This is a genomic window from Luteimonas saliphila, assembly GCF_016774335.1.
In the GTDB taxonomy this organism is placed as follows: domain Bacteria; phylum Pseudomonadota; class Gammaproteobacteria; order Xanthomonadales; family Xanthomonadaceae; genus Luteimonas; species Luteimonas saliphila.
Genome location: NZ_JAETWA010000041.1, coordinates 128,340 through 150,070, shown reverse-complemented (window position 1 = coordinate 150,070; position 21,731 = coordinate 128,340). Strand labels below are relative to the sequence as shown.

At 71.1% G+C, this 21,731-nt stretch carries 17 protein-coding genes; 13 read left to right on the top strand and 4 right to left on the bottom strand.

Annotated features, from left to right (window positions below; translation table 11 throughout):
• Positions 1-14: 14 nt before the first annotated feature.
• From ttcA to JMO03_RS12350, 4 genes are all read left to right on the top strand, one after another.
• A complete protein-coding gene (gene ttcA, locus JMO03_RS12365; RefSeq protein WP_202843726.1) occupies positions 15-926 on the top strand; it encodes a tRNA 2-thiocytidine(32) synthetase TtcA in 912 nt (303 codons plus the stop codon).
• A 248-nt stretch (positions 927-1,174) separates the two neighbouring features.
• Positions 1,175-2,080, top strand: coding sequence for a recombination-associated protein RdgC (locus JMO03_RS12360; protein WP_202843724.1), 906 nt, complete (start codon positions 1,175-1,177; stop codon positions 2,078-2,080).
• Positions 2,081-2,193: 113 nt separating this feature from the next.
• Positions 2,194-2,976 (top strand): M48 family metallopeptidase, encoded by a 783-nt coding sequence (locus tag JMO03_RS12355; RefSeq protein ID WP_202843723.1) that lies wholly within the window; start codon positions 2,194-2,196, stop codon positions 2,974-2,976.
• 472 nt (positions 2,977-3,448) lie between these two features.
• Positions 3,449-3,970 (top strand): hypothetical protein, encoded by a 522-nt coding sequence (locus JMO03_RS12350; protein WP_202843722.1) that lies wholly within the window; start codon positions 3,449-3,451, stop codon positions 3,968-3,970.
• A gap of 74 nt (positions 3,971-4,044) precedes the next feature.
• On the opposite strand, the gene JMO03_RS12345 is transcribed toward JMO03_RS12350, so the two are convergent.
• Positions 4,045-4,914, bottom strand: a complete 870-nt coding sequence (locus JMO03_RS12345; RefSeq protein ID WP_202843721.1) for an alpha/beta fold hydrolase — start codon at positions 4,912-4,914, stop codon at positions 4,045-4,047.
• Positions 4,914-5,900, bottom strand: a complete 987-nt coding sequence (gene hemH, locus JMO03_RS12340; RefSeq protein WP_202843719.1) for a ferrochelatase — start codon at positions 5,898-5,900, stop codon at positions 4,914-4,916. Before hemH ends, JMO03_RS12345 begins: the two co-directional genes overlap by 1 nt.
• 183 nt (positions 5,901-6,083) lie before the next feature.
• Between hemH and JMO03_RS12335 the strand changes: the two genes are divergently transcribed.
• From JMO03_RS12335 to JMO03_RS12315, 5 genes are all read left to right on the top strand, one after another.
• Entirely contained in the window at positions 6,084-6,935 is an 852-nt protein-coding gene (locus JMO03_RS12335) for a lipid-binding SYLF domain-containing protein (protein ID WP_238346130.1), read from the top strand.
• 206 nt (positions 6,936-7,141) lie between these two features.
• Positions 7,142-7,381, top strand: a complete 240-nt coding sequence (gene tatA / locus JMO03_RS12330; protein ID WP_202843716.1) for a Sec-independent protein translocase subunit TatA — start codon at positions 7,142-7,144, stop codon at positions 7,379-7,381.
• Positions 7,382-7,405: 24 nt separating this feature from the next.
• Positions 7,406-7,939, top strand: a complete 534-nt coding sequence (gene tatB / locus JMO03_RS21170; RefSeq protein WP_238346129.1) for a Sec-independent protein translocase protein TatB — start codon at positions 7,406-7,408, stop codon at positions 7,937-7,939.
• Positions 7,923-8,687 (top strand): twin-arginine translocase subunit TatC, encoded by a 765-nt coding sequence (gene tatC / locus JMO03_RS12320; RefSeq protein ID WP_202843714.1) that lies wholly within the window; start codon positions 7,923-7,925, stop codon positions 8,685-8,687. Before tatB ends, tatC begins: the two co-directional genes overlap by 17 nt.
• Positions 8,684-9,397, top strand: a complete 714-nt coding sequence (locus tag JMO03_RS12315) for an RDD family protein (protein WP_202843712.1) — start codon at positions 8,684-8,686, stop codon at positions 9,395-9,397. The genes tatC and JMO03_RS12315 overlap by 4 nt, the downstream gene beginning before the upstream one ends.
• A gap of 160 nt (positions 9,398-9,557) precedes the next feature.
• Here the strand turns inward: JMO03_RS12315 and JMO03_RS12310 are convergent, their stop codons facing one another.
• Together JMO03_RS12310 and tfpB are read right to left on the bottom strand one after the other, a co-directional pair.
• Positions 9,558-10,475 (bottom strand): hypothetical protein, encoded by a 918-nt coding sequence (locus JMO03_RS12310; RefSeq protein ID WP_202843710.1) that lies wholly within the window; start codon positions 10,473-10,475, stop codon positions 9,558-9,560.
• 178 nt (positions 10,476-10,653) lie between these two features.
• On the bottom strand, positions 10,654-12,468 hold the full coding sequence (gene tfpB / locus JMO03_RS12305; protein WP_202843708.1) for a type IV pilus assembly ATPase TfpB: 1,815 nt from the start codon (positions 12,466-12,468) through the stop codon (positions 10,654-10,656).
• 81 nt (positions 12,469-12,549) lie between these two features.
• Here tfpB and glyQ point away from each other — a divergent pair, with 81 nt between their 5' ends.
• From glyQ to JMO03_RS12285, 4 genes are all read left to right on the top strand, one after another.
• Positions 12,550-13,449, top strand: a complete 900-nt coding sequence (gene glyQ / locus JMO03_RS12300; protein WP_202843706.1) for a glycine--tRNA ligase subunit alpha — start codon at positions 12,550-12,552, stop codon at positions 13,447-13,449.
• A gap of 144 nt (positions 13,450-13,593) precedes the next feature.
• Positions 13,594-15,867: a glycine--tRNA ligase subunit beta gene (glyS, locus tag JMO03_RS12295; RefSeq protein WP_202843705.1), complete on the top strand. Its 2,274-nt coding sequence runs from the start codon at positions 13,594-13,596 to the stop codon at positions 15,865-15,867.
• Positions 15,868-16,011: 144 nt separating this feature from the next.
• Complete coding sequence (locus tag JMO03_RS12290) at positions 16,012-17,793, top strand: autotransporter assembly complex protein TamA (RefSeq protein ID WP_202843704.1); 1,782 nt, start codon at positions 16,012-16,014, stop codon at positions 17,791-17,793.
• A gap of 1 nt (position 17,794) precedes the next feature.
• Complete coding sequence (locus JMO03_RS12285; protein ID WP_202843703.1) at positions 17,795-21,724, top strand: translocation/assembly module TamB domain-containing protein; 3,930 nt, start codon at positions 17,795-17,797, stop codon at positions 21,722-21,724.
• Positions 21,725-21,731: the final 7 nt, after the last annotated feature.

Genomic DNA, 21,731 nt, shown 5'->3' with positions numbered 1-21,731 from the left:
GGTAAAATCGCGCCATGAGCACCGTGCTTCCCCTGCCGACGCCGACCCTGCGCCACGCCGACCGGCGAGAGGCGCACGAGGTCCACAAGCTGGCCAAGCGCCTGCGCCACCATGTGGGCAGGGCGATCGCCGACTTCGGCATGATCGAGGACGGCGACAAGGTGATGGTGTGCCTGTCCGGCGGCAAGGACAGCTACACCCTGCTCGACATCCTGCTGCAGCTGCAGCGCAAGGCGCCGGTATCGTTCTCGATCGTCGCGGTCAACCTCGACCAGAAGCAGCCCGGTTTCCCGGAACACGTGCTGCCCGACTACCTGCGCTCGCTCGGCGTGGATTTCCACATCATCGAACAGGACACCTACTCGGTGGTCAGCCGGGTGATTCCGGAAGGCAAGACCATGTGCTCGCTGTGCTCGCGGCTGCGGCGCGGCGCGCTGTACACGTGGGCGGCGGAAAACGGCATCACCAGGATCGCCCTGGGCCACCACCGCGACGATCTGGTCGCCACGTTCTTCCTCAACCTGTTCTTCCACGCCAAGCTCTCGGGCATGCCGCCGAAGCTGCTCTCGGACGACGGCCGCCACGTGGTGATCCGCCCGCTGGCCTACGTGCGCGAGGACGACATCGCCGCGTACTCGCAGGCGAAGGCGTTCCCGATCATCCCCTGCAACCTGTGCGGCTCGCAGGAGAACCTGCAGCGCAGGCAGGTCGGCCTGATGATGCGGCAATGGGAACGCGACACGCCCGGCCGGATCGAGACCATCGCCCGCGCCCTGGGCGACATCCGCCCGTCGCAACTCGGCGATCCGAAGCTGTTCGACTTCCTCTCGCTGGGCCGCCGCGATGGCGCCGCGCAGCCGGACGCGCACGCGTGGCTGACGGGCGAACCACCCGCGGCCGCGGCCGGCGATCGCGGCGGGGACTGACGTGCCCGAAGCTCACCGGCTCGATTCCCGCGCAGGCGGGAAGGTGTGCGCCACGCCGCGGGGCGCGGGTGATGCATCGGCGGTCGGTGCGGACCGGCGGACCGCCAGCCATGCGCCGCACGGGCATCCAGATCGATCCCCGCCTTCGCGGGGATGACGGCTTCGGCGCGATGGCCGCACCGCGTTCCGCCCGATTCCCGATTCCCGATTCCCCGTTTTGACCCCCTCCCCCACTCCCGGCCTCCCGAATGTTCTTCCGCAACCTCACGCTGTTCCGTTTCCCCACCTCGCTCGACCTCACGAAACTCGATGAACTGCTCGCCGACCACCCGCTCAAGCCGGTCGGTGCGCTGGAGCTGTCCTCGCGCGGCTTCGTCTCGCCGTTCGGGCGCGAGGGCGAGGCGCTCTCGCACCGCATCGGCGTTGCGATCTGGCTCACCGTCGGCGGCGAGGACCGGCTGCTGCCTTCATCGGTGGTCAACGACATGCTCGCCAAGCGCCTGGCCGAAGTGGAGGAGAAGCAGGGCCGCCGGCCCGGCAGCCGGATGCGCAAGCAGATGAAGGACGACCTGGTGCACGAACTGCTGCCGCGCGCCTTCGTGCGGCCCTCGCGCACCGACGCCCTGCTCGACCTCGACCACGGCGTGTGCGCGGTCGACACCTCCAGCCGCAAGGCCGGCGAGGCGGTGGTTTCGGAAATCCGCCACGCGCTGGGCAGCTTCCCGGCGCTGCCGCTCAACGCGGAAGTCGCGCCGCGCAACGTGCTGACCGGCTGGATCGCCGGCGACCCGCTGCCCGAGGGCCTGTCGCTGGGCGAGGAATGCGAGCTCAAGGATCCGGCCGAGCATGGCGCGGTAGTGAAGTGCCAGCGCCAGGAACTGCAGAGCGACGAGATCACCAAGCACCTCGAATCGGGCAAGCAGGTCACGCGGCTGGCGCTCACCCTCGACGACCATGTCTCGTTCGTGCTCGGTGAAGACCTGGTGGTGCGCAAGTTCAAGCTGCTCGATGGCGCGGTCGACCAGCTCGAATCGACCGAGCGCGAGGACGTGCGCGCCGAACTCGACGCGCGCTTCGCGCTGATGGCCGCCGAGTTCGCGCGACTGTTCACGGTGCTGGAGAAGGCGCTGAAGCTGTCGAAGGCGGACGCGTGAATCCCCGGCGCGCGACCTCGATCGCACCGCGGGCGATCGAGGAGGAGCCACCGGCGCACGCCGCGTTCTGCGCCGCGCGTGTGCAACGCGCCCGCAACCGCTAGCATCCGCGCATGCTGTCCCTGTTCCGACTGTCGCCTCCCGCACCCCGCAAGCCGTCGGGGCTGCAGCGCGACACCGTCGCCTTCGTATTGGCCGACGGCCGCCGCATCGACGTGCTGCGGGTGCGCGATCCGCGCGCCAAGCGCCTGCGCCTGAGCGTGGGCGAGCGCGGCGCGCGACTGACCCTGCCGATGCGGGCGAGCCTGGTGTCGGGCGAACGCTTCCTGCACGAACACCGCGATTGGCTGACTGACCAGATGGCGCGTCTGCCTGGCGACGCCCTGCCCCTGGTGCCGGGGGAAGCGGGCGTGCTGCCGCTGCGCGGCGAACGCCTGGCGCTGCACTGGGAAGCCGGGCGGGTCGCGCGCGTGGTCCGCGAGGGTGATGCGGCGACGATGCAGTTGCCGGCGCGCGCCGGCAGCGCGGCGATCGGCCGGGCGCTGCGCGACTTCTACGAAGCCGAGGCCCGCACCGACATCGGCCGCTGGCTGCCCACCTACCTGCCGGGGCTGCCGCGGCCGCCGGCGCGGATCCGGCTGCGGGTGCTGTCCTCGCAGTGGGGTTCGCTGGCCCCTGACGGCACCCTGACCCTGGACCTGGCGCTGGTGCTCGGACGTCCGTCGGCGTTCCGCTACGTGCTGGTGCACGAGTTGTGCCATCTGGTGCATGCCGACCATTCGAGGGCGTTCTGGCGGGAGGTGGAGGCCAGGTGTCCGGATTGGCGTGACGAGCGCACCTACTTCCACGCCGAGGGACGGCGACTCAAGGCGGCGCTGCACACCCTGCTGGGCTGAAGCCCCGCGCGGCTGTTCCCCATCCCCCGCGCGCGGCGGCGCGTTCCGCGAGCATGCGACGGTTGGTGTTCGGGGGCGCGGCGTGACGAGCGCACCTACTTCCACGCCGAGGGACGGCGACTCAAGGCGGCGCTGCACACCCTGCTGGGTTGAAGCCCCGCACGGCTGTTCCCCATCCCCGCGCGCGGCAGCGCGTTCCACGAGCATGCCATGGTTGGTGTTCGGGGGCGCGGCGTGACGAGCGCACGTATTTTCACGCCGAAGGACGGCGACTCAAGGCGGCGCTGCACACCCTGCTGGGCTGAAGCCCCGCACGGCTGTTCCCCATCCCCCGCGCGCGGCGGCGCGTTCCGCGAGCATGCGACGGTTGGTGTTTTGGGGGCGCGGCCCGTCGCGAGTGGCCGCCCTGCCACGTCCTCGCCGTTAACCGCCATGACCCGAGGCGCCTGCCCCAGGGCGCAGAGGGGGTGCGATGAGCATTGTCCGGAACCGTGGTGCCCGCCTGTGCGCGGCCGTGCTGGCCGTGGCCTTGGCGCTGCCCGGGTGCCAGCGGGCCGGCAATTCGATCGCGGAAACGGCCATCGAACGCGCCACCCGGGGATACGCCGACGCCGCGGACACGGCACCGTCGGGACACGGGACCGCCCGCGCCCTGCCGGGCGCCGATTCGCTGGCCCTGCCCGCGCACTTCCCGGACGATGTCTACCTGCCGCACGGCTACCGCGTGAACAGCGTGATGGACCTGCAGGACGTGAGCGTGCTCAGCCTGAGCGCGCCGGGCGAAGTCGGGTCGTTGTTCGTCGCTGCGCGCGACGCGATGCAGGCACGGGGCTGGAACCAGACCCTCGCGGCGCAACACTCCGTCGACACCGCGATGCTGGCCTTCGAGAAGGACGGCGGCGACGGCGCCCGCAGCGCGACGCTGTCGTTCAACCGCAACAACGGCGACGAGCGGGTGATCGTCGGCCTGCAGTTGCGGCAGCGCCGGCAGTAGCCGGGCGGTCGGAACGTGTCACGGGCCCCCGGCGACCGGGCTCCCGTCCTGCGCCCGGCCCCGCGCGCCCCGCCTTAGTCGCGCCGCGCCAGGAAGTCCCCGATCGCCGCGGCCACCGCCTGCGGCTGCTCCATGTGCAGGTGGTGCCCGCCCGGCAGCACCACCAGTTCGCCACGCGGCAGCAGGGCCGCGTGCTCGCTGCGCCGTGGTTCGGGCAGGTAGGGCTGGGGCGGATCGGCATGGATCACCCGTGTCGGGCATTCGATCCCGGCGATCAGGGCGCGCACCTGGGCTTCGGTCATGCGCAGCATGGTCGGCAGGGTCAGCCGCGGGTCGCTGCTCCATTCCCAGCCCCTGCGCGCGTCGTCCACCAGCACCTCGCGCACGCCGCGTTCGACCAGCAACCGCGCCGCGGCCTCGTCCATCGCGCCGGTCAGCGCCAGCGTGCGCGCGCGCACCGGCGTTTCGAGGTCGGTGAACACACGCAGGCGCTTGCCCGCCAGGGCGCGTCCGGCGGCGACGGCGTCGCGCAGGCGCCGCACCGTGTTCTCCGGGATGTCGGGCAGCGCGCCGAGCGCTTCGATCGCGACCAGGCGCTCGACCCGCTGCGGGCAAGCCGCCGCCACCAGGCTGGCGATGCCCGCGCCCATCGAGTGGCCGAGCAGGGCGAAGCGCTCCCAGCCCAGCGCATCGGCGGCGTCGAGCACGCTGTGCACGGCAGCGGCGAACGAGTAGTCGGCGCCCGGCGGCAGGTGCGCGCTGCGGCCGTGTCCCGGCAGGTCGATCGCCACCAGCTCGATGCCATGCAGGTGCGCGGCCAGCGGCACGAAGCTGGCGGCGTTGTCGAGCCAGCCGTGCAGGGCGAGCACGCGCGGCTGGCCCGGGTCGCCCTGGCGCAGGCCGTGCAGGCGCCCGAGCGGAATCTCGAGGGTGGTTTCGCGCATCAGGCCCCGGCGTCCGGCCACGCGGCGAGCTCGCGCCGCACCAGCGCGGCCAGCGCGTCGGCATGCGCCGGGGCGTCGTTGAGGCAGGGGATGTAGCGCATCGCGCTACCACCGGCCTCGACGAACAGCGTGGCGTTCTCCATCGCGATTTCCTCCAGCGTCTCCAGGCAATCGGCGGCGAAGCCCGGGCAGACCACGTCGACCTCGCGCACGCCCTCGGCGGCCAGCGCGCGCAGGGTGTCGTCGGTGGCCGGCCCCAGCCAGCGCTCGCGACCGAAGCGCGACTGATAGGCGAGCAGGTACTCCTCGGGCGCCAGTCCCAGCGCGCGCACGATCTCCGCGGTGCTGGCCTCGCACTGCGCCTGGTAGGGATCGCCCGCGTCCACCAGCCGCTGCGGCAGGCCGTGGAACGAGAACAGCAGCCGCTCGCCGCGGCCGTTGGCCTGCCAGTGCGCGCGGATGGCATCGGCGATCGCGGCGACCCACCCCGGGTCGGTGGCGTATTCGCGCACCACGCGCGCGGCCGGCGCACTGGGGGTGGCTTCGACCAGCGCGGCCACGGTGCCGGTGGTGGTGGACGAGTACTGCGGGTACAGCGGCAGCACCAGCACCCGGCGCACGCCGCGCGCGCGCAGTTCGCGCAGGCGCGCGGGCAGCGCCGGCTCGCCGTAGCGCATCGCGTGCGCCACCGCGACCTCCGGCAGCCGCGGCTGCAGCGCCGCCGCCAGCCGCCGCGTGTGCACGCCGAGCGGCGAACCGCCTTCCATCCAGATCTGCGCGTACTTCTTCGCCACCCGCTTCGAGCGCAGCGGCAGGATCACGCCGTAGAGCAGCGGCCACCACAGCAGCTTCGGGATCTGCACCACGAACGGATCGGAGAGGAATTCGCCCAGATAGCGCTTCACCGCCTGGGCCGTCGGCGCCTCCGGCGTGCCGAGGTTGACCAGGAGCACAGCGGTATCGGGTGCAGGGGCGGAGGTCGTCATCGCCATAGGATGGCAGGCTGCGCCGCACTTGGCACCGGCACCCGCCACGATGCAGCGCTCCATCCGCACAACTCATCCGCGATTCATCGCCCCGTCACTAGCCTGAGCCGTCGCCGCGACGCGGTGTCCAAGCCCCCGGAGTTGCAGATGCATCGTTCCCGTCCGACCCGTACGCCGAGCAGGATGTCGATCGCCTTTTTGCTGGCCCTGTCGCTGGCCACCGGCGGCGCGGTCGCCGGCCCGGAGGAGGACGCGCGCGCGCAGAACGCGCTGCGGGTGCTGACTGAGGTGCAGGCGATCCCCGAATCGGCGATCCCCGACAAGCTGCTCGACGAGGCGCGGGCGATCGTCGTCATCCCCGATACGCTCAAGGTCGGCCTGGTGCTCGGCGGTCGCCGCGGCCACGGGCTGCTGTCGGTGAAGTCTCCCGACGGCACCTGGTCCAGCCCCAGCTTCGTCAAGATCACCGGTGGCAGCATCGGCTTCCAGGCCGGCGTGCAGTCGTCCGACGTGGTGCTGGTGTTCCGCAACGACCGCAGCCTGGAATCGATCGTCAACGGCAAGGTCACGCTCGGCGCCGATGCCGGCGTGGCGGCCGGTCCGGTGGGCCGCAACGCCGCAGCCGCCACCGACGGGCAGCTCAAGGCCGAGATCTGGTCGTGGTCGCGGGCGCGTGGCCTGTTCGCGGGCGTGGCCCTGGATGGCGCGGTCCTGCAGATCGACAACGACGCCAACCGCGAGGTCTACGGTGCCAGCACCACGCCGCGCATGATCTTCGAGGGTCGCGCGCAGCGGCCGCCCTCCGACGCGGTGGTGGCGTTCCGCGACCAGCTGGAGGAAGCCACGGCCGCGGCGCGCGCGACGCGGGGCACGGATGGACAGTCGCCGGCCCCGCCCGCCACCGCCACCCTGGCGCCAGCGGATGCCGCCACCGCCCCGTTGTCCAGCGCGCCGGCGACCGATCCGCAGCCACAGCCGTTCGAGCCCGTGGAAGACAACCCCGCCATGGTCGAACCGCTGCCGGAAACGCCCTGATTCGGCGCCGCACGCGAAACCTCCGGCGCACCCGTAGGAGCGCCTTCAGGCGCGCGATGCTTTTATCGGGTATCGGGGACACATGACCAGGGAAGACGGGCCTCGCGCCTGAAGGCGCTCCTGCCACAGGGTGGGGAATCCGTTCGGGCCGCGTCGGCCGGCGTGGAGTATCCTGAGCGTTCCTCACGTTTCCCCGGGAACAGGCAATGGGTAGTTTCAGCATCTGGCATTGGCTGATCGTGCTGGTCGTGGTGCTGCTGGTGTTCGGCACCAAGCGCCTGCGCGGCGCCGGCCGCGACCTCGGTGAGGCGGTGAAGGGCTTCAAGAAGGGCATCGCCGACGACGACAAGCCGACCGGCGAGCTCGATCACCAGTCGTCGCAGCCACAGGAGCGCGAAGACACCGTGTCGGGCAAGCCCCGGCAGGACGACACCGTCTCGCGCTGAGGCCGCGGATCCGCGGTCGCCGCCATGTTCGACATCGGCTTCACCGAACTGCTGCTGGTCGCGGTGGTCGCACTGGTCGTGCTCGGTCCCGAGCGCCTGCCCAAGGCCGCGCGCTTCGCCGGGCTGTGGGTGCGGCGCGCGCGCGCGCAGTGGGTCTCGGTGAAATCCGAGCTGGAGCGCGAACTGGCGGCCGAGGAGCTCAAACGCAGCCTGCACGATGCCAAGCAGGCCGCCGCCGGCCTGCAGCGGACGATGCAGGAGACCGAGGCCGAGGTGCAGGCCAAGGTGCGCGCCGCCGAGGCCGAGGCGCGGCGCGAGATCGAGAGCCTGCGGCGCCAGGCCAGCCCCGGCCTGGCGGACCAGGACGCGACCGCCGTGACGGAGGCGACGACCGCGGCGGCGTTGGCCGCACCCGAAACACCGCAACGCGATGCGCCACAACCGGATGCGCCGCAAGCGGAAACGCGATCACCGCCGCGCGACGAGACACCGCACCAGCCCGACCTGCTCGCCGGCAGGCGCGACGACACGGACACGGACGATGGCCGCCAGCGCTGAGCACGACGACGGCGGCAGCAGCCTGATCGAGCATCTGGTCGAGCTGCGCACGCGCCTGTTGCGCGCGATCGTCGCGCTGGGGATAGCGCTGGTGGCGCTGCTGCCGTTCGCCAACCGGCTCTACGGCTGGTTCGCGCAACCGCTGCTGGACAAGCTGCCCGAGGGGGCACAGCTGATCGCGGTGGAAGTCGCCTCGCCGTTCTTCGCGCCGCTCAAGCTGGCGTTCTTCGCCGCGGTGATGCTGACCATGCCGTGGCTGCTGTACCAGGCCTGGGCCTTCGTCGCGCCGGGACTGTACCGGCGCGAGAAGAAGCTGGCGCTGCCGTTGCTGGTCTCGGCGGTGGCGCTGTTCTACGCCGGCTGCGCCTTCGCGTTCTTCCTGGTGCTGCCGATGGTGTTCGGCTTCCTCACCGCGGTCACGCCCGAGGGCGTGGCGATGATGACCGACATCAACGCCTACCTGAACTTCGTGCTGGTGATTTTCCTCGCCTTCGGCCTCAGCTTCGAACTGCCGGTGGCGCTGGTGATCCTGGTGCTGCTGGGCTGGGTGACGCCGGCGCAGCTGCGCGAATGGCGCGGCTATGCGGTGGTCGGCATGTTCGTGCTGGCGGCGATCATCACCCCGCCCGACGTGGTCTCGCAGTTGATGCTCGCGATCCCGATGTGCCTGCTGTACGAGGCGGGAATCATTGCCGCGCGCATGGTGGCACCGAAGCCCGATCCCGATATCGATACCGACGACGCGTGACGACGACGGCGCCGGGACTGTCCGTGGCGCCGGCCGCGTTCCTGCGGCGCTACGCGGCGTGGTCGCTGGACATTTCATTGCTGCTGGCGCTGGCGCTGCTGCTGTGCTTCACGCGCGTCCGGGACGGCGTCGCGCGCATCGCCGCCGCGCTCGACGCGATCGCACGGTCGATGGCGCAGGCCATGGCCGACCTGCTGCTGCACGGCGCGACGCCACTGGATCTCGCACGCGCCTGGCTGGACGATCCGCGCCAGCGCGCCGCGATCGCCGCGCTCTCCGATGCCCTCGCCGCCACCGTGTTCCCGCCGCTGCTGCTGGCCGCGCTGCTGGCGCTGGCCTGGTTCGCGGCATTCGAAGCCTCGGCGTGGCAGGCCACGCCCGGCAAGCGCGCGCTCGGGCTGCGCGTGGTGGATGCGCGCGGGACGCGCATCGGCATCGCACGGGCGGCCGCGCGGCACCTCGCCGGCGCGCTGTCCTGGATCACGCTCAACATCGGCCACCTGCTGGCGCTGGTGCCGCCGCGGCGCCAGGCCCTGCACGATCGCATCGCCGGGACCCAGGTGGCGCAGGATCCGCGCACCGGCGCGCGCCTGCCCGCATGGGCGACGATCTGGCTGGCGTTGCAGGGAGTCGCCGCCATCGCCGCTGCCGCCTGGCTGTTCCTCGCCGCGCACGCCGCGATGCAGCGGGCGTTCGACACCCTGCTATAGGAGCGCCTTCAGGCGCGAACCGGGATCGACATAATCCAGCGCCGCGCAGCGCCTGTAATGGATCGCGCCTGAAGGCGCGAACACGGATCGACGGAACCAGCGCACGAGACGCCCGCAACGGGTCGCGCCTGAAGGCGCTCCTACGGTTCCGGGGACGGGTTCAGAGTTCGACCTGGTTGTCCGGCAGCGGTGGCGGCGCCACCGGCTCGGCGCAGATGTCGCGCCACATGTGGTACATCACGCCGAACATCACCACGTACATCAGCATGATCATGCCCAGGTAGACCGGCGCCACCAGCAGCATCGCCAGCACCGGGTGCACCAGGCCGCCGACCAGCGCCAGCAGGCCGCCGACCAGCACCACCACCAGGATCAGCGCGAACAGCGCCACGATCGACAGCACCGCCATCACCACGATCGGCAGCAGGTTCTTCAGCGAACCGGTGAGGCCATCGCCGATCGCCGCCAGCACCCCGCGCCCGCCCAGCGCGACCTGGCCGAAGCCGATCGCGTAGGCGCCGCCGAGGAACAGGCCGAACAGCAACCCGAGCGCCATCACCATGCCCAGGCCCGAAGGAGGCGCGGGGATGTCGTCCGGCTGCACCGGCTTGCCGCCCGACTCCATGCTCAGCTGCATCAGCTGCATGTACCACTCCGGCAGGCCCTGGCCGAAGGTGCCGATGATGGTGCCGAAGACCAGCAGGTAGAGCGCAGTCATCAACAGTCCGAAACCGATCAGGCGCAACGCGTCGCCGCCCGTCTGGAATGCGCCGAACACCGCGACCGCACCCACCGGCCGGCCGTGTTCGGCGGCGTCGATCACGCGCAGCACGCCGCCGATCAGCAGCGGGAACACGATCATCGAGGCGAGCGTGGTCAGGCCCATCACGGTCAGCAGCGCATCCGGTCCGGTGCCGAACAGCGACGGCGCCACCAACTGCACGACGCTCGGCACCAGCGCCACCAGCGCCACCAGCGCGATCGCGCCGATCACCGCCTTCGGGTTGTTGCGCCCGAGGTTGACCGCCCGCGCCAGCCACGACCAGCCGTAGCCCGGCCCCATCGCCCGTGTCGACATCGCTATCCGTTCCGACTTCGAAGTGGCACCCGCCACGATGGCGACATGCTACTGCATCGCGTCTGCGACGCGGTCCGCCTACCGTGCGCACGGCCCCGCGGGCGGCGCCCGTCCACCGCCCGGTTCCCGCTGCTCCCGGAGTTCGGCACACACCCTCACCCGCCGCGGCATGCAGCACTCACTCCTGCGGCGGCAGCACCGTCAGCACTTCCTCCACCGTGGTCACGCCCTGGGCCACCTTTTCCGCGCCGGCCATGCGCAGGGTGCGCAGGCCTTCGCCGATCGCGGCGCGGGTGAACGCGGCCAGTTCCATGTCCGGGCGGATCAGCGCCCGCAGCAGCGGGGTGACCGGCATCAGTTCGTAGATGCCGACGCGGCCGAGGTAGCCGGTATTGCGGCATTCCAGGCAGCCGACCGGGCCGTTCACCGTGGTCGGCACCGGCGGCGCGTGCGGGCCGGGCAGCAGCGCGTGCCAGGCTTCAGGGCTGAGCTTCTTCGGCGCCTTGCAGTGCGGGCACAGCGTGCGCAGCAGGCGCTGGGCGAGGATGCCGTTGAGGGTCGAGGCGATCAGGTAGTGCGGCAGGCCGAGGTCGAGCAGGCGGGTGATCGCCGAGGGCGCGTCGTTGGTGTGCAGCGTGGACAGCACGAGGTGGCCGGTGAGCGAGGCCTGCACCGCCATCTGCGCGGTGTCGAGGTCGCGGATCTCGCCGATCATGATGATGTCGGGGTCCTGGCGCAGCAGGGTGCGCACGCCCTGGGCGAAGGTCAGGTCGATCTGGTGGTGCACCTGCATCTGGTTGAGTTCGACCGCGATCATCTCGATCGGGTCCTCCACCGTGCACACGTTGACGTCGCTGGTGGCCAGGCGCTTGAGGGTGGAGTACAGGGTGGTGGTCTTGCCCGAGCCGGTGGGCCCGGTGACCAGCACGATGCCGTGCGGCCGGTTGGTGAGCTCGTGCCAAGTCTCCGCCTCGTCCTGGTCGAAGCCGAGCTGCTCGATGCTCTTGAACGCGGTATCCGGGTCGAAGATGCGCATCACGCACTTCTCGCCGAACGCGGTGGGCATGGTCGACAGGCGCATCTCCACCTCGCGCCCGCCGGGCGAGCGGGTCTTGATGCGGCCGTCCTGCGGCCGCCGGCGCTCGGCCAGGTCCATGCGCCCGAGCACCTTGATGCGCGAGACCACCGCGGTCATCACCGGCGGCGGCATCTCGAACACCTTGTGCAGCACGCCGTCGATGCGGAAGCGCACCCGGCCCACGTCGCGACGCGGCTCGAGGTGGATGTCGGAGGCGCGCTGCTCGTAGGCGTACTGCAGCAGCCAGTCGACGATGTTGACGATGTGGTGGTCGTCGGCGTTGACGTCGCCGGCGCGGCCGAGTTCGACCAGTTGCTCGAAGCTCGGCGCCTGCGACGATTTCTCGCCGCCGCCGTCGGCCTGGGCGCCGCGCACCGAGCGCGTGACCCCGTAGAACTCCATGGTGTAGCGGTGAAGATCGAGCGGGTTGGCGACCACCATCTCGATCTCGCGCCGCAGCAGGCGCTGCACGTCCGCCAGCCAGTCCAGCGCCATCGGCTCGCTGGTGGCGATGCGGGCGCGGTCGGGCGTGACCTCCACCGGCAGGATGCGGTGGCGCCGCGCGTAGGCGTGGGACACCAGCTCGGTGACCTCGGCGACCTTGATCTTGGTCGGATCGATGCGCAGGTAGGGTTTGCCGCTGGCCCGCGCCAGCCACTCGGTCAGCGTTTCCAGCCCCAGCTCGCTGCCCGGCCGCTGCGCCGAAGGCAGCTTGAGGTTGGCCAGCAGCACCAGCGGGTGCACCGCATCGAGCCCGCGCACATGGCGCGCGCTGGCGCGGGCATGCTCGGCATCCTTCGGGGCGAGCATGCCGTCGGCGAGCAGCGCCGCGATCACCGCCTCCAGCGCCAGCTTGCCCGGAGGCAGGCGCGCGGTTGGCGGGACGGGGCGCGTGGCGAGCGGTTCGTTCAACATGGCTCCGTGCCGGAAAGCCCGGCCGCTGCGAGGTCCGCCGCTATACTAGCGCGCCCGCGAAAGCCCGGATCCGACGCCCAGATGACCGGCCCCACGTTCCAGGAACTGATCACCCGCCTCAACGCGTACTGGGCGGCGCAGGGGTGCGTGCTGATCCAGCCGCTGGACCTCGAGGTCGGCGCCGGCACCTTCCATCCCGCCACCTTCCTGCGCGCGCTCGGGCCCGAGCCGTGGAACGCGGCCTATGTGCAGCCCTCGCGCCGCCCCACCGACGGCCGCTACGGCGAGAACCCCAACCGCCTGCAGCATTACTACCAGTACCAGGTGGCGATGAAGCCCAACCCGGACAACATCGTCGAGCTGTACTTCGGCTCGCTGAAGGAACTGGGCATCGACCCGCAGCTGCACGACCTGCGCCTGGTCGAGGACAACTGGGAATCGCCGACGCTCGGTGCCTGGGGCCTGGGCTGGGAGGTCTGGCTCAACGGCATGGAAGTCACCCAGTTCACCTATTTCCAGCAGGCCGGCGGGCTGGAATGCAAGCCGGTGCTGGGCGAGATCACCTACGGCCTCGAGCGGCTGTGCATGTACCTGCAGAACTGCGACGACGTCTACGACCTGGTGTGGACGGTCGGGCCGCAGGGCGCGGTGACCTACGGCGACGTGTTCCTGCAGAACGAGCGCGAGCAGAGCGCCTACAACTTCGAGCATGCCGACGTCGCCGAACTGTTCCACCGCTTCGATGCCTGCGAGGCCGAGGCATTGAAGCTGGTGGAACTCGGGCTCCCGCTGCCGGCCTACGACCAGGTCTGCAAGGCCAGCCACAGCTTCAACCTGCTCGATGCGCGCCGCGCGATCTCGGTCACCGAACGCCAGCGCTACATCCTGCGCGTGCGCAAGCTGTCGCAGGCGGTGGCCGAGGCGTACCACGCACAGCGCGAGAAGCTCGGCTTCCCCGGGTTGAAGAAGATCGCCGCCTGACGTTCCTTCTTCCGCAAGCGGGAGAAGAGCTTGCCCCCGCGAAGGCGGGGGTGCCCGAAGGGCGGATGAGGGCATGCGCCCCCCGCCCTCACCCCGACCCTCTCCCGCTGGCGGGAGAGGGGGTATCACGCACAAGGTTCCGGAATGAGCGAACAACGTCCCCTCCTGATCGAACTGGGCACCGAGGAACTGCCGGTCAAGGCACTGCCCGGCCTGGCGCAGGCGCTGTTCGACGGCGTGCTCGCGGCGCTGGAGAAGCGCGGCATCGCGGTCGAGCGTGGCACGGCGGAACCGCTGTACACGCCGCGGCGGCTGGCGGTGCTGTTGCCGGGTGTGGCGATCGAGCAGCCGCCGCAGGCCTCGGAAGTCTTCGGCCCTTACGTGAACATCGCGCTCGACGCCGACGGCCAGCCGACGAAGGCGCTGCTGGGCTTCGCGGCGAAGGCCGGCGTCGAGTGGACCGCGCTCGAACGCGCCACCGACGCCAAGGGCGAGCGCTTCGTGCATCGCGCGGTGACGCCCGGCGCGCAGACCGCCAGGCTGCTGCCGGAGATCCTGCGCGAGGCCATCGCCGGCATGCCGATCCCCAAGCCGATGCGCTGGGGCGGCCACGATTTCGCCTTCGCGCGGCCGGTCCACTGGCTGGTGATGCTGCTGGGCAGGGACGTGGTCGAGGGCGAAGTGTTCGGCATCCAGGCCGACCGCATGAGCCGCGGCCACCGTTTCCTGCACGACAAGCAGGTCTGGATTTCCACGCCGGACGACTACGTCGAGGCGCTGCGCGGGGCGAAGGTGCTGGTGGATGCGCAGGAGCGGCGCGCGCGCATCGTCGCCGAAGTGGAGGCGGCGGCGAAGGCGGCCGGCGGTTCGGCGCGTATCGATGCCGACAACCTGCAGCAGGTGGTGTGCCTGGTCGAGTGGCCGAAGGCGGTGTCCTGCGCGTTCGAGGAGGAGTTCCTCGCGGTGCCGCAGGAAGCGCTGATGGCGACGATGGAGGCCAACCAGAAGTTCTTCCCGGTGCTCGACGACGCCGGAAGGCTGACCTCGCGCTTCATCGGCATCGCCAACATCGAACCGAAGGACGATTCGGAGATCCGCAAGGGCTACGAGCGCGTGATCCGCCCGCGCTTCGCCGATGCGAAGTTCTTCTTCGTCGAGGACATGAAGCAGGGCCTGGATTCGATGAACGCGGGCCTGGCGAGCGTGACCTACCAGGCGAAGCTGGGTACGGTGGCCGACAAGGTCGCGCGCGTGGCGGCGCTGGCGGAAGCCATCGCGCCCCGGGTCAGGGTGGACGCCGCGCTGGCCCGGCGCGCGGCGCTGCTGTCGAAGGCCGACCTGCAGTCGCGGCTGGTCAACGAGTTCCCCGAACTGCAGGGCGTCGCCGGCCGCCACTACGCGATGCAGGACGCCTCGCTGGCCGACCTGTCGCACGAGGATCGGGTGGCCGTGGCCAACGCCCTCGACGAGGGCTGGCAACCGCGCTTTGCGGCCGACGACATCGCGCTCTCGGCGCTGGGCAAGGTGCTGGCGATCGCGGAGCGGCTCGATACGCTGGCGGGCGGGTTCGCCTCGGGACTGAAGCCGACCGGCAACAAGGATCCGTTCGCGTTGCGGCGCAATGCGCTGGGGTTGGCGCGGACGGTGATCGAGAGTGGGTTTGATCTCAATGCACAGGAACTCACTAAAGACGCGTTGAACCGCGCGTACAACGCAGTGATCAATCACGCTCCGATTGAAGCTGGCTTGATTAAGAATCATCTGGCTACGACTGGCATCGTGGCCGAGGAGCTACCTCCCGAGAGCGCGAACATCGGGACGCGCCGATTCACTATTCCTGACCTCAGTTCGCACAGCAAGGAAATCTGCGACTTCATCCTCGACCGCCTGCGCGGGTACTACGCCGACAAGGGTGTGCCGGCCACGCACTTCACTGCCGTGGCCGCGCGCTTCGGCGTGGAGGCGGGACCGGCGGTCGCGCCTGAAGGCGCTCCTACGGGGCGGATCGTCTCGCTCTACGATCTCGACCGCCGCATCGACGCCATCGGCATCTTCGCCCAGCTGCCGGAGGCCGAGGCGCTGGCGGCGGCCAACAAGCGCATCCTCAACATCCTGCGCAAGGCGGACGAGGAGATCCCCGCGATCGAGGACAAGGCGCTGCTTCAGGAGCCCGCCGAACTCGCGCTGGCCGAGGCGGTGGAAGCCGTGTACGCCGAGACCGGCCACGCGCTGGCGAAGGGCGACTACGTCGACGCGCTCGCCCACTTGGCCCGGCTGCGGCCGCGGGTCGATGCGTTCTTCGAGGCGGTGATGGTCAACGTCGAGGACGCGGACCTGCGCCGCAACCGCCTCGCCCTGCTCAAGCGCCTCGCCGACCGCCTCGGCAGCGTCGCCGCGATCGAGCACCTGTCCGCCTGAGTCGACGCGCACGAACGGCGATGCGCTCCATCCCGACGTGCCACGACAGGGCTCCGGCGCGCCGGGACGAAGGCCGGCGACGACCCCGTCGCAGGGACGACGCCCGTTAATCGGGCCTTGACCGGGCTCCGGTATCCTTCGTCGATGCGCCTCCCCCACCGCATCCTCGCCATCGTCGCGCTGTGTCTGTTCGCGGCCGGCGCGGCACGGGCGGTCGAGGTCGGCACGGTCGAGATCCTCGGCCTGGACGAGGAGATGACGCAGAACGTGCGCGTCTCGCTGTCGCTGGTCGAGGCGATGGGCCAGGACCTCAGCGGCCGGCGGATGGGCTACCTGGTGCGCGAGGCCGAGAACGAAACGCGCGAGGCGCTGGAGCCGTTCGGTTTCTATTCGCCGACGATCGAGGTCGAGCGCAGCCGCGCCAACGGCAGCGTCTCGGTGACGATCCGGGTCGATCCGGGCGAGCCGGTGCGGGTGCGCAACTCGGACATCGCGATCCTCGGCGAGGGCGGCAGCGACCGCTACCTGCAGGCCGACGTCGAAGACTTCATCCCCTCGCCCGGCGCCACATTCAGCCATGCCGACTACGAGGCCAGCAAGATCCGCATCAGCCGCCGCCTGACCGAGCGCGGCTACTTCGACGCGGACTTCTCCTCGCGCCGGGTCGAGGTGACGCGCGCCGAGCACGCGGCGGACATCGAGCTGGTCTGGACCAGCGGCGACCGCTACGACATGGGCCCGACCCTCTTCGAGCAGGAGCGCACCATCATCCGCGACGACCTGCTGCAGAACCTGGTCTACTGGGAAGAGGGCGAGTACTACCATCAGGGCCGCCTCGACCGGCTGCGCACCTCGCTCACCCGGCTCGATTACTTCGGCAACATCGAGATCACGCCCGATCCCGCAAACGCGGTGGACAAGCGCGTACCGGTGACGGTCAAGCTCACCCCGGCCAAGCGCAGCGTCTACACCGCCGGCCTGAGCTACGGCACCGACAGCGGCGCCGGCGTGCGCCTGGGCGTGGAACGCCGCTACGTCAACATGCGCGGCCACAAGGCGCTGGCGCAGCTGGACTATGCGCAGAAGCGCAAGACGCTCACCCTGCAGTACCGCATCCCCGCCTTCGCCTGGCGCGACGGCTGGTACACGATCAGCGCGCAGGCCTACGACGAGCAGACCGATTACATCGACACCCGCAAAGTCGAGTTCGTCGCCAGCCGGAGTGGCCAGTTCAACGAGCACATCAACCTGGTGGCGTCGATCCACGCACTGCGCGAGCGCTGGCTCTACCAGGTCGCCGACAACGGCGTCCTGACGGAGCCGGAATACCGCTACGCCACCTTCACCTTCCCCTCGTTGCGTGCCGACTACATCAACGTCGACGACCGCATCTTCCCGCGCAGCGGCATCGGGGGCTCGCTGACCCTGCGCAGCGGCGTGGAGGGCGCCGGCTCCGACGCCAATTTCGCGCAGTTGCATGCCCGCGCGTCGACCTTCAAGGGCATCGGCGAGAACAGCCGCCTGATCGTCCGCGGCGAGGCGGGTTACACCTGGACCGACGCGCTGGTCGACCTGCCACCGAGCCTGCGTTTCTATGCCGGCGGGGACCGCAGCATCCGCGGCTACGAATGGCGCGAGGTCGGCCCGCGCATCGACACCGAGGAGGGCCGCTACGCGATCGGCGCGAAGAACGTGGTCACCGCGAGCGTCGAGTTCGAACACTATTTCCGCGGGGCCTGGGGCGCGGCGGTATTCCTCGACGCCGGCAGCGCATTCGACGGCACCTCGCCCGACTGGCACACCGGCATCGGCATCGGCGCGCGCTGGCGCTCGCCGGTGGGGCCGCTGAAGATCGACATCGCGCGCGGCCTCGACGATCCCGACTCGCCGTTCACCCTCGGCCTCAGCATCGGCGCGGAGTTCTGAGATGGCCTTACGCCGCAGGCCACGACTGCCCGACGACATCCCGCCCGAGGAGCGCGAGGCGCGCATCGCCGAGTTGCGCGAACGCAGGCGCAAGCGCATGCGCGTGCTGGCGATCCGCAGCGCGATCGGGACGGGCGCGCTGATGCTGCTCGCCGCGGCCCTGCTGTACTGGCTGCTGTCGACGTTCGGCGGTCGCGACTTCCTGCTCGCACGCATCGCCGCCGCCCTGCCCGACGGGACCGAACTGACCTGGTCGGGCGCGGAGGGACCGGCCTCGGGCCCGCTGATCGTGCACGACGTGCGCTACGTGCAACGCAGCTGTCCCGATGTCGACGGCGAGCCGGTGCCCTACGGACAGTGTGCCGATCCAACGGTGCTGACCTTCACCGCCAGGCGCGTCGTGCTCGATCCGGAGATCACCCCGCTCATCGGCAAACGCCTGCGCCTGGACGCGATGGACGTGGAAGCCGCCACCCTCGACCTGCCGCGCAGCGACACGCCGTTCGAGATGCCGACCTGGCCTGAAGTGCTGCCGCGCATCGACCTGCCGCTGTCGCTGGAGTCCGACGCGATCCGGGTCGACGGGCTGCGCGTCACCCGCGCCGGCGCACCGGTGATCGACATCGCCACGATCCGCGGCGGCCTCGACGCACGCCAGGGCGAGCTGATCGTCCGCGACCTGGTCGTCGACAGCGACCGCGGCCGCTTCGCCGCCGACGGCAGTTACGCGCCCGACGACCATTACCGCACCGACCTCACCGCCAGCGCCCTGCTGCCGGCGCCGTTCCCACGCCCGCGGCCGCGCGTCGGCCTGGTCGCGCGCGGCGACCTCGACGCGATGGACGTCGCCATCGTCGGCCACGTGCCCGACCCGCTGCGCGCGAACCTCACCCTGCGCGGCAAGCGCTGGACGCTGCGCGCGGATTCGGACGCGCTCGACCCCGGCCTGCTCTCGGGCAGCGGCGCGCCGGGCACACCGATCGCGTTCTCGCTCGCCGCCGACGGCGACGGCGGTGCGGCCGACCTGCAGGGCGAGTTCACCCGGGGCACGTTGCACGCGGTGCTGCAGCCGTCGAAGGTGAAGCTCGAGGACCAGGTGCTGGACGTGCAGCCGCTGGTGGTCGACATCTTCGAAGGCCGCATCACCGCCAGTGGCCACGGCGATTTCCGCGAGCCGAGCGCGGGCAGCTTCCAGCTCGCTGTCAACGCACGCGGCTTGCGCTTCGGTGGCGACCCGCAGGCCGCCGACCCCGAGCCCGCCACGCCGGCGCCGGTCATCGGCGTCGACGCCGACTTCGGCATCGCCGGACGCAGCGACGACTGGGCCGCCACCGGCAAGGCGACGATCGCGCGCGACGGGCTCGAGGCCACGGTCGACTTCAGGGGCCGCGGCGACCTGGAGAAGATCGCGCTCGAGACGCTGCGCGCGAGCATGCCCACCGGCACGCTCGACGCCACGGGCGAGGTCGCATGGGCGCCGGCGCCGGGCTGGCAGATCGAGGCGACCCTGGCCGGCTTCGATCCTGGCTACTTCGCACCGGGCTGGAACGGCGCGGTCGACGGCAGGCTCGCCAGCACCGGCGCCACGCGCGACGACGGCGGGCTGGATGTCGACGTCCAGGCGCGCGACCTGGGCGGCCGCCTGCGTGGCCGCCGGCTCGGTGGCGAGGCCTCGTTCGCGATGCAGGGCCCGGCGACCGGCCAGACCCGCATCGACTACGCCGGCGAGGCCGCGCTGACGCTCGGCGGCAGCCGCGTCGAGGGCAGCGGATTCCTGCGCGACACGCTCGAACTCGACGCGCGCCTGAGCCCGCTCGATCTGGCCGACCTCCTGCCCGATGCCGCCGGTACCCTGCGTGGCACGTTGCAGGCCCGCGGGCCACGCAACGCGCCGGACATCGAGGCCGATCTCACCGGCAGCGGCCTGCGCTGGGGCGGATACGCCGCGGCGTCCCTGCGCGCGCAGGGACGGCTGCCGTGGGCGCGCGGGGGCGGCACGCTGGTGCTCGAAGGCAGCGGCGTCGAGGCCGGCATCGCGCTCGACGCGGTGCGCATCGAGGCGGGCGGCGCGGTCGAGGACCTGCAGTTCGATGCGCAGGCGCGCAGCGAGGCGCTGGGTTCGCTCGCGCTCCAGGGCAGCGCGCGCAGGCGTGGCGAGAACTGGAGCGGCGAACTGTCCACGCTGCAGCTGGTGCCGACACGCGGCGCGGCCTGGCGGCTGCAGGCGCCGGCGCGTTACGCGCAGAATGGCGGCAACTGGTCGCTCTCGCGCAGCTGCTTCGCCGCATCCGGCGGCGGCTCGCTGTGCGCCGAGGCCGACTGGCCGCGTCGCGGCCTGAGCTTCAACGGAACGCAATTGCCGCTGGCGCTCGCGACGCCCTACCTGCCCGAGCGCGACGGCGGGCGCCCGTGGGTGCTGCGCGGCGAGATCGACCTGGAAGGCCAGCTGCGGCCCGCCGGGCAGGCTTGGCAGGGCAAGCTCGGCGTGCGCTCGGCCGAGGGCGGCCTGCGCAACAGCGAACGCTCGCGCCGCGATCTGCTGGCGTATCGCGACCTGCGGCTCGATGCCGATTTCACGCCCGCGCGCATCGAGGCGACGCTGGCCACCGTGTTCAACGAGGACGGCCATGTCCGTGCGCGCGTCGAAACCGGCTGGGACGCGACCTCGCCGCTGTCGGGCGAAATCGTCGCCGACACCGACGAGCTGACCTGGCTGGAACTGTTTTCGCAGGACATCGTCGAACCCACCGGTCGCCTCGAAGCCAACATCGAGCTCGGCGGCATCCGTTCGCAACCGGCGCTGGGCGGACAGGCGCGGTTGAGCGGGTTCAGCACCGAGCTGCCCTCGCTGGGCATCGTCCTCGAGCAGGGCGACCTGCGCCTGCTGGCGCAGCCCGGCGGCAGCGCGCGCATCACCGGCAGCGTGCGCTCCGGCGAAGGCGTGCTCGCCATCGAGGGCGGCCTCAACTGGCGCGACGCCAGCGCACCCCTGCTGCTGAACCTCACCGGCGAGGACGTGCTGCTGTCGGACACGCGCGACCTGCGCATCGTCGCCGATCCCGACATCGAGCTGCGCTATGCCGCGAGGCAGCCGCTGTCGGTGTCCGGCACGGTGACCGTCACCAGCGCGATGCTCGACCTGGAACGGCTGGACCAGGGCGTGTCGGTCTCTCCCGATGTGGTGGTGCTCGATCCGGTGGACCCGGAAGACACCGGCGCATCGCCGCTGCTGCTGGACCTGACCCTGGCGATGGGCGACGACGTGCGGCTGCGCGGTTTCGGCCTCGACGGAACCCTCGGCGGCAGCATGCGCGTGCGTGCGCAGCCCGGGCGCGAGATGACCGGCAGCGGCACGCTCGAGGTCGGCGGTCGTTACACCGCCTACGGCCAGAAGCTGCAGGTGACGCGCGGGCGGCTGAGCTTCAACGGACCGGTATCGGACCCGCTGCTCGACATCCGCGCCGAACGCGAGATCGAAGCGCAGGACATCACCGCCGGCATCAGCGTGACCGGGCGCGCATCCGCCCCGGAGGTGCAGGTGTGGACCGATCCGGCCACCGACGACTCGCAGGCGCTTTCCTACCTCGCGCTGGGCCGTCCGCTGTCGAACCTGTCGAACGCCGAAGGCCGGCAACTGGATGCGGCATCGGCGGCGCTCACCGCCGGCGGCAGCATGCTCGCGGGACAGCTCGGCGCACAACTTGGACTCGACAACGCCGGCGTCTCGGAATCGCGCGCGCTCGGTGGCAGCGTGCTCGGCATCGGCAAGCAGCTCTCGCCCCGGCTGTACGTCGGCTTCGGCGTCTCCCTGCTCGGCACCGGCCAGGTGCTGACGCTCAAGTACCTGCTGCGCAAGGGCTTCGATGTCGAGATCGAATCGAGCACGCTGGAAACCCGGGGCTCGGTCAACTACCGGCTCGAGCGCGATTGAAGCTGGG

Coding starts and splice junctions, on each gene's coding strand:
- JMO03_RS12360 (WP_202843724.1), top strand. CDS start 1,175: ATGTTCTTCCGCAACCTCACGCTGTTCCGTTTCCCCACCTCGCTCGAC.
- JMO03_RS12345 (WP_202843721.1), bottom strand. CDS start 4,914: ATGCGCGAAACCACCCTCGAGATTCCGCTCGGGCGCCTGCACGGCCTG.
- ttcA (WP_202843726.1), top strand. CDS start 15: ATGAGCACCGTGCTTCCCCTGCCGACGCCGACCCTGCGCCACGCCGAC.
- JMO03_RS12335 (WP_238346130.1), top strand. CDS start 6,084: ATGTCGATCGCCTTTTTGCTGGCCCTGTCGCTGGCCACCGGCGGCGCG.
- JMO03_RS12350 (WP_202843722.1), top strand. CDS start 3,449: ATGAGCATTGTCCGGAACCGTGGTGCCCGCCTGTGCGCGGCCGTGCTG.
- tatC (WP_202843714.1), top strand. CDS start 7,923: ATGGCCGCCAGCGCTGAGCACGACGACGGCGGCAGCAGCCTGATCGAG.
- JMO03_RS12310 (WP_202843710.1), bottom strand. CDS start 10,475: ATGTCGACACGGGCGATGGGGCCGGGCTACGGCTGGTCGTGGCTGGCG.
- tatA (WP_202843716.1), top strand. CDS start 7,142: ATGGGTAGTTTCAGCATCTGGCATTGGCTGATCGTGCTGGTCGTGGTG.
- tfpB (WP_202843708.1), bottom strand. CDS start 12,468: ATGTTGAACGAACCGCTCGCCACGCGCCCCGTCCCGCCAACCGCGCGC.
- JMO03_RS12355 (WP_202843723.1), top strand. CDS start 2,194: ATGCTGTCCCTGTTCCGACTGTCGCCTCCCGCACCCCGCAAGCCGTCG.
- JMO03_RS12285 (WP_202843703.1), top strand. CDS start 17,795: ATGGCCTTACGCCGCAGGCCACGACTGCCCGACGACATCCCGCCCGAG.
- hemH (WP_202843719.1), bottom strand. CDS start 5,900: ATGACGACCTCCGCCCCTGCACCCGATACCGCTGTGCTCCTGGTCAAC.
- tatB (WP_238346129.1), top strand. CDS start 7,406: ATGTTCGACATCGGCTTCACCGAACTGCTGCTGGTCGCGGTGGTCGCA.
- JMO03_RS12290 (WP_202843704.1), top strand. CDS start 16,012: ATGCGCCTCCCCCACCGCATCCTCGCCATCGTCGCGCTGTGTCTGTTC.
- glyS (WP_202843705.1), top strand. CDS start 13,594: ATGAGCGAACAACGTCCCCTCCTGATCGAACTGGGCACCGAGGAACTG.
- glyQ (WP_202843706.1), top strand. CDS start 12,550: ATGACCGGCCCCACGTTCCAGGAACTGATCACCCGCCTCAACGCGTAC.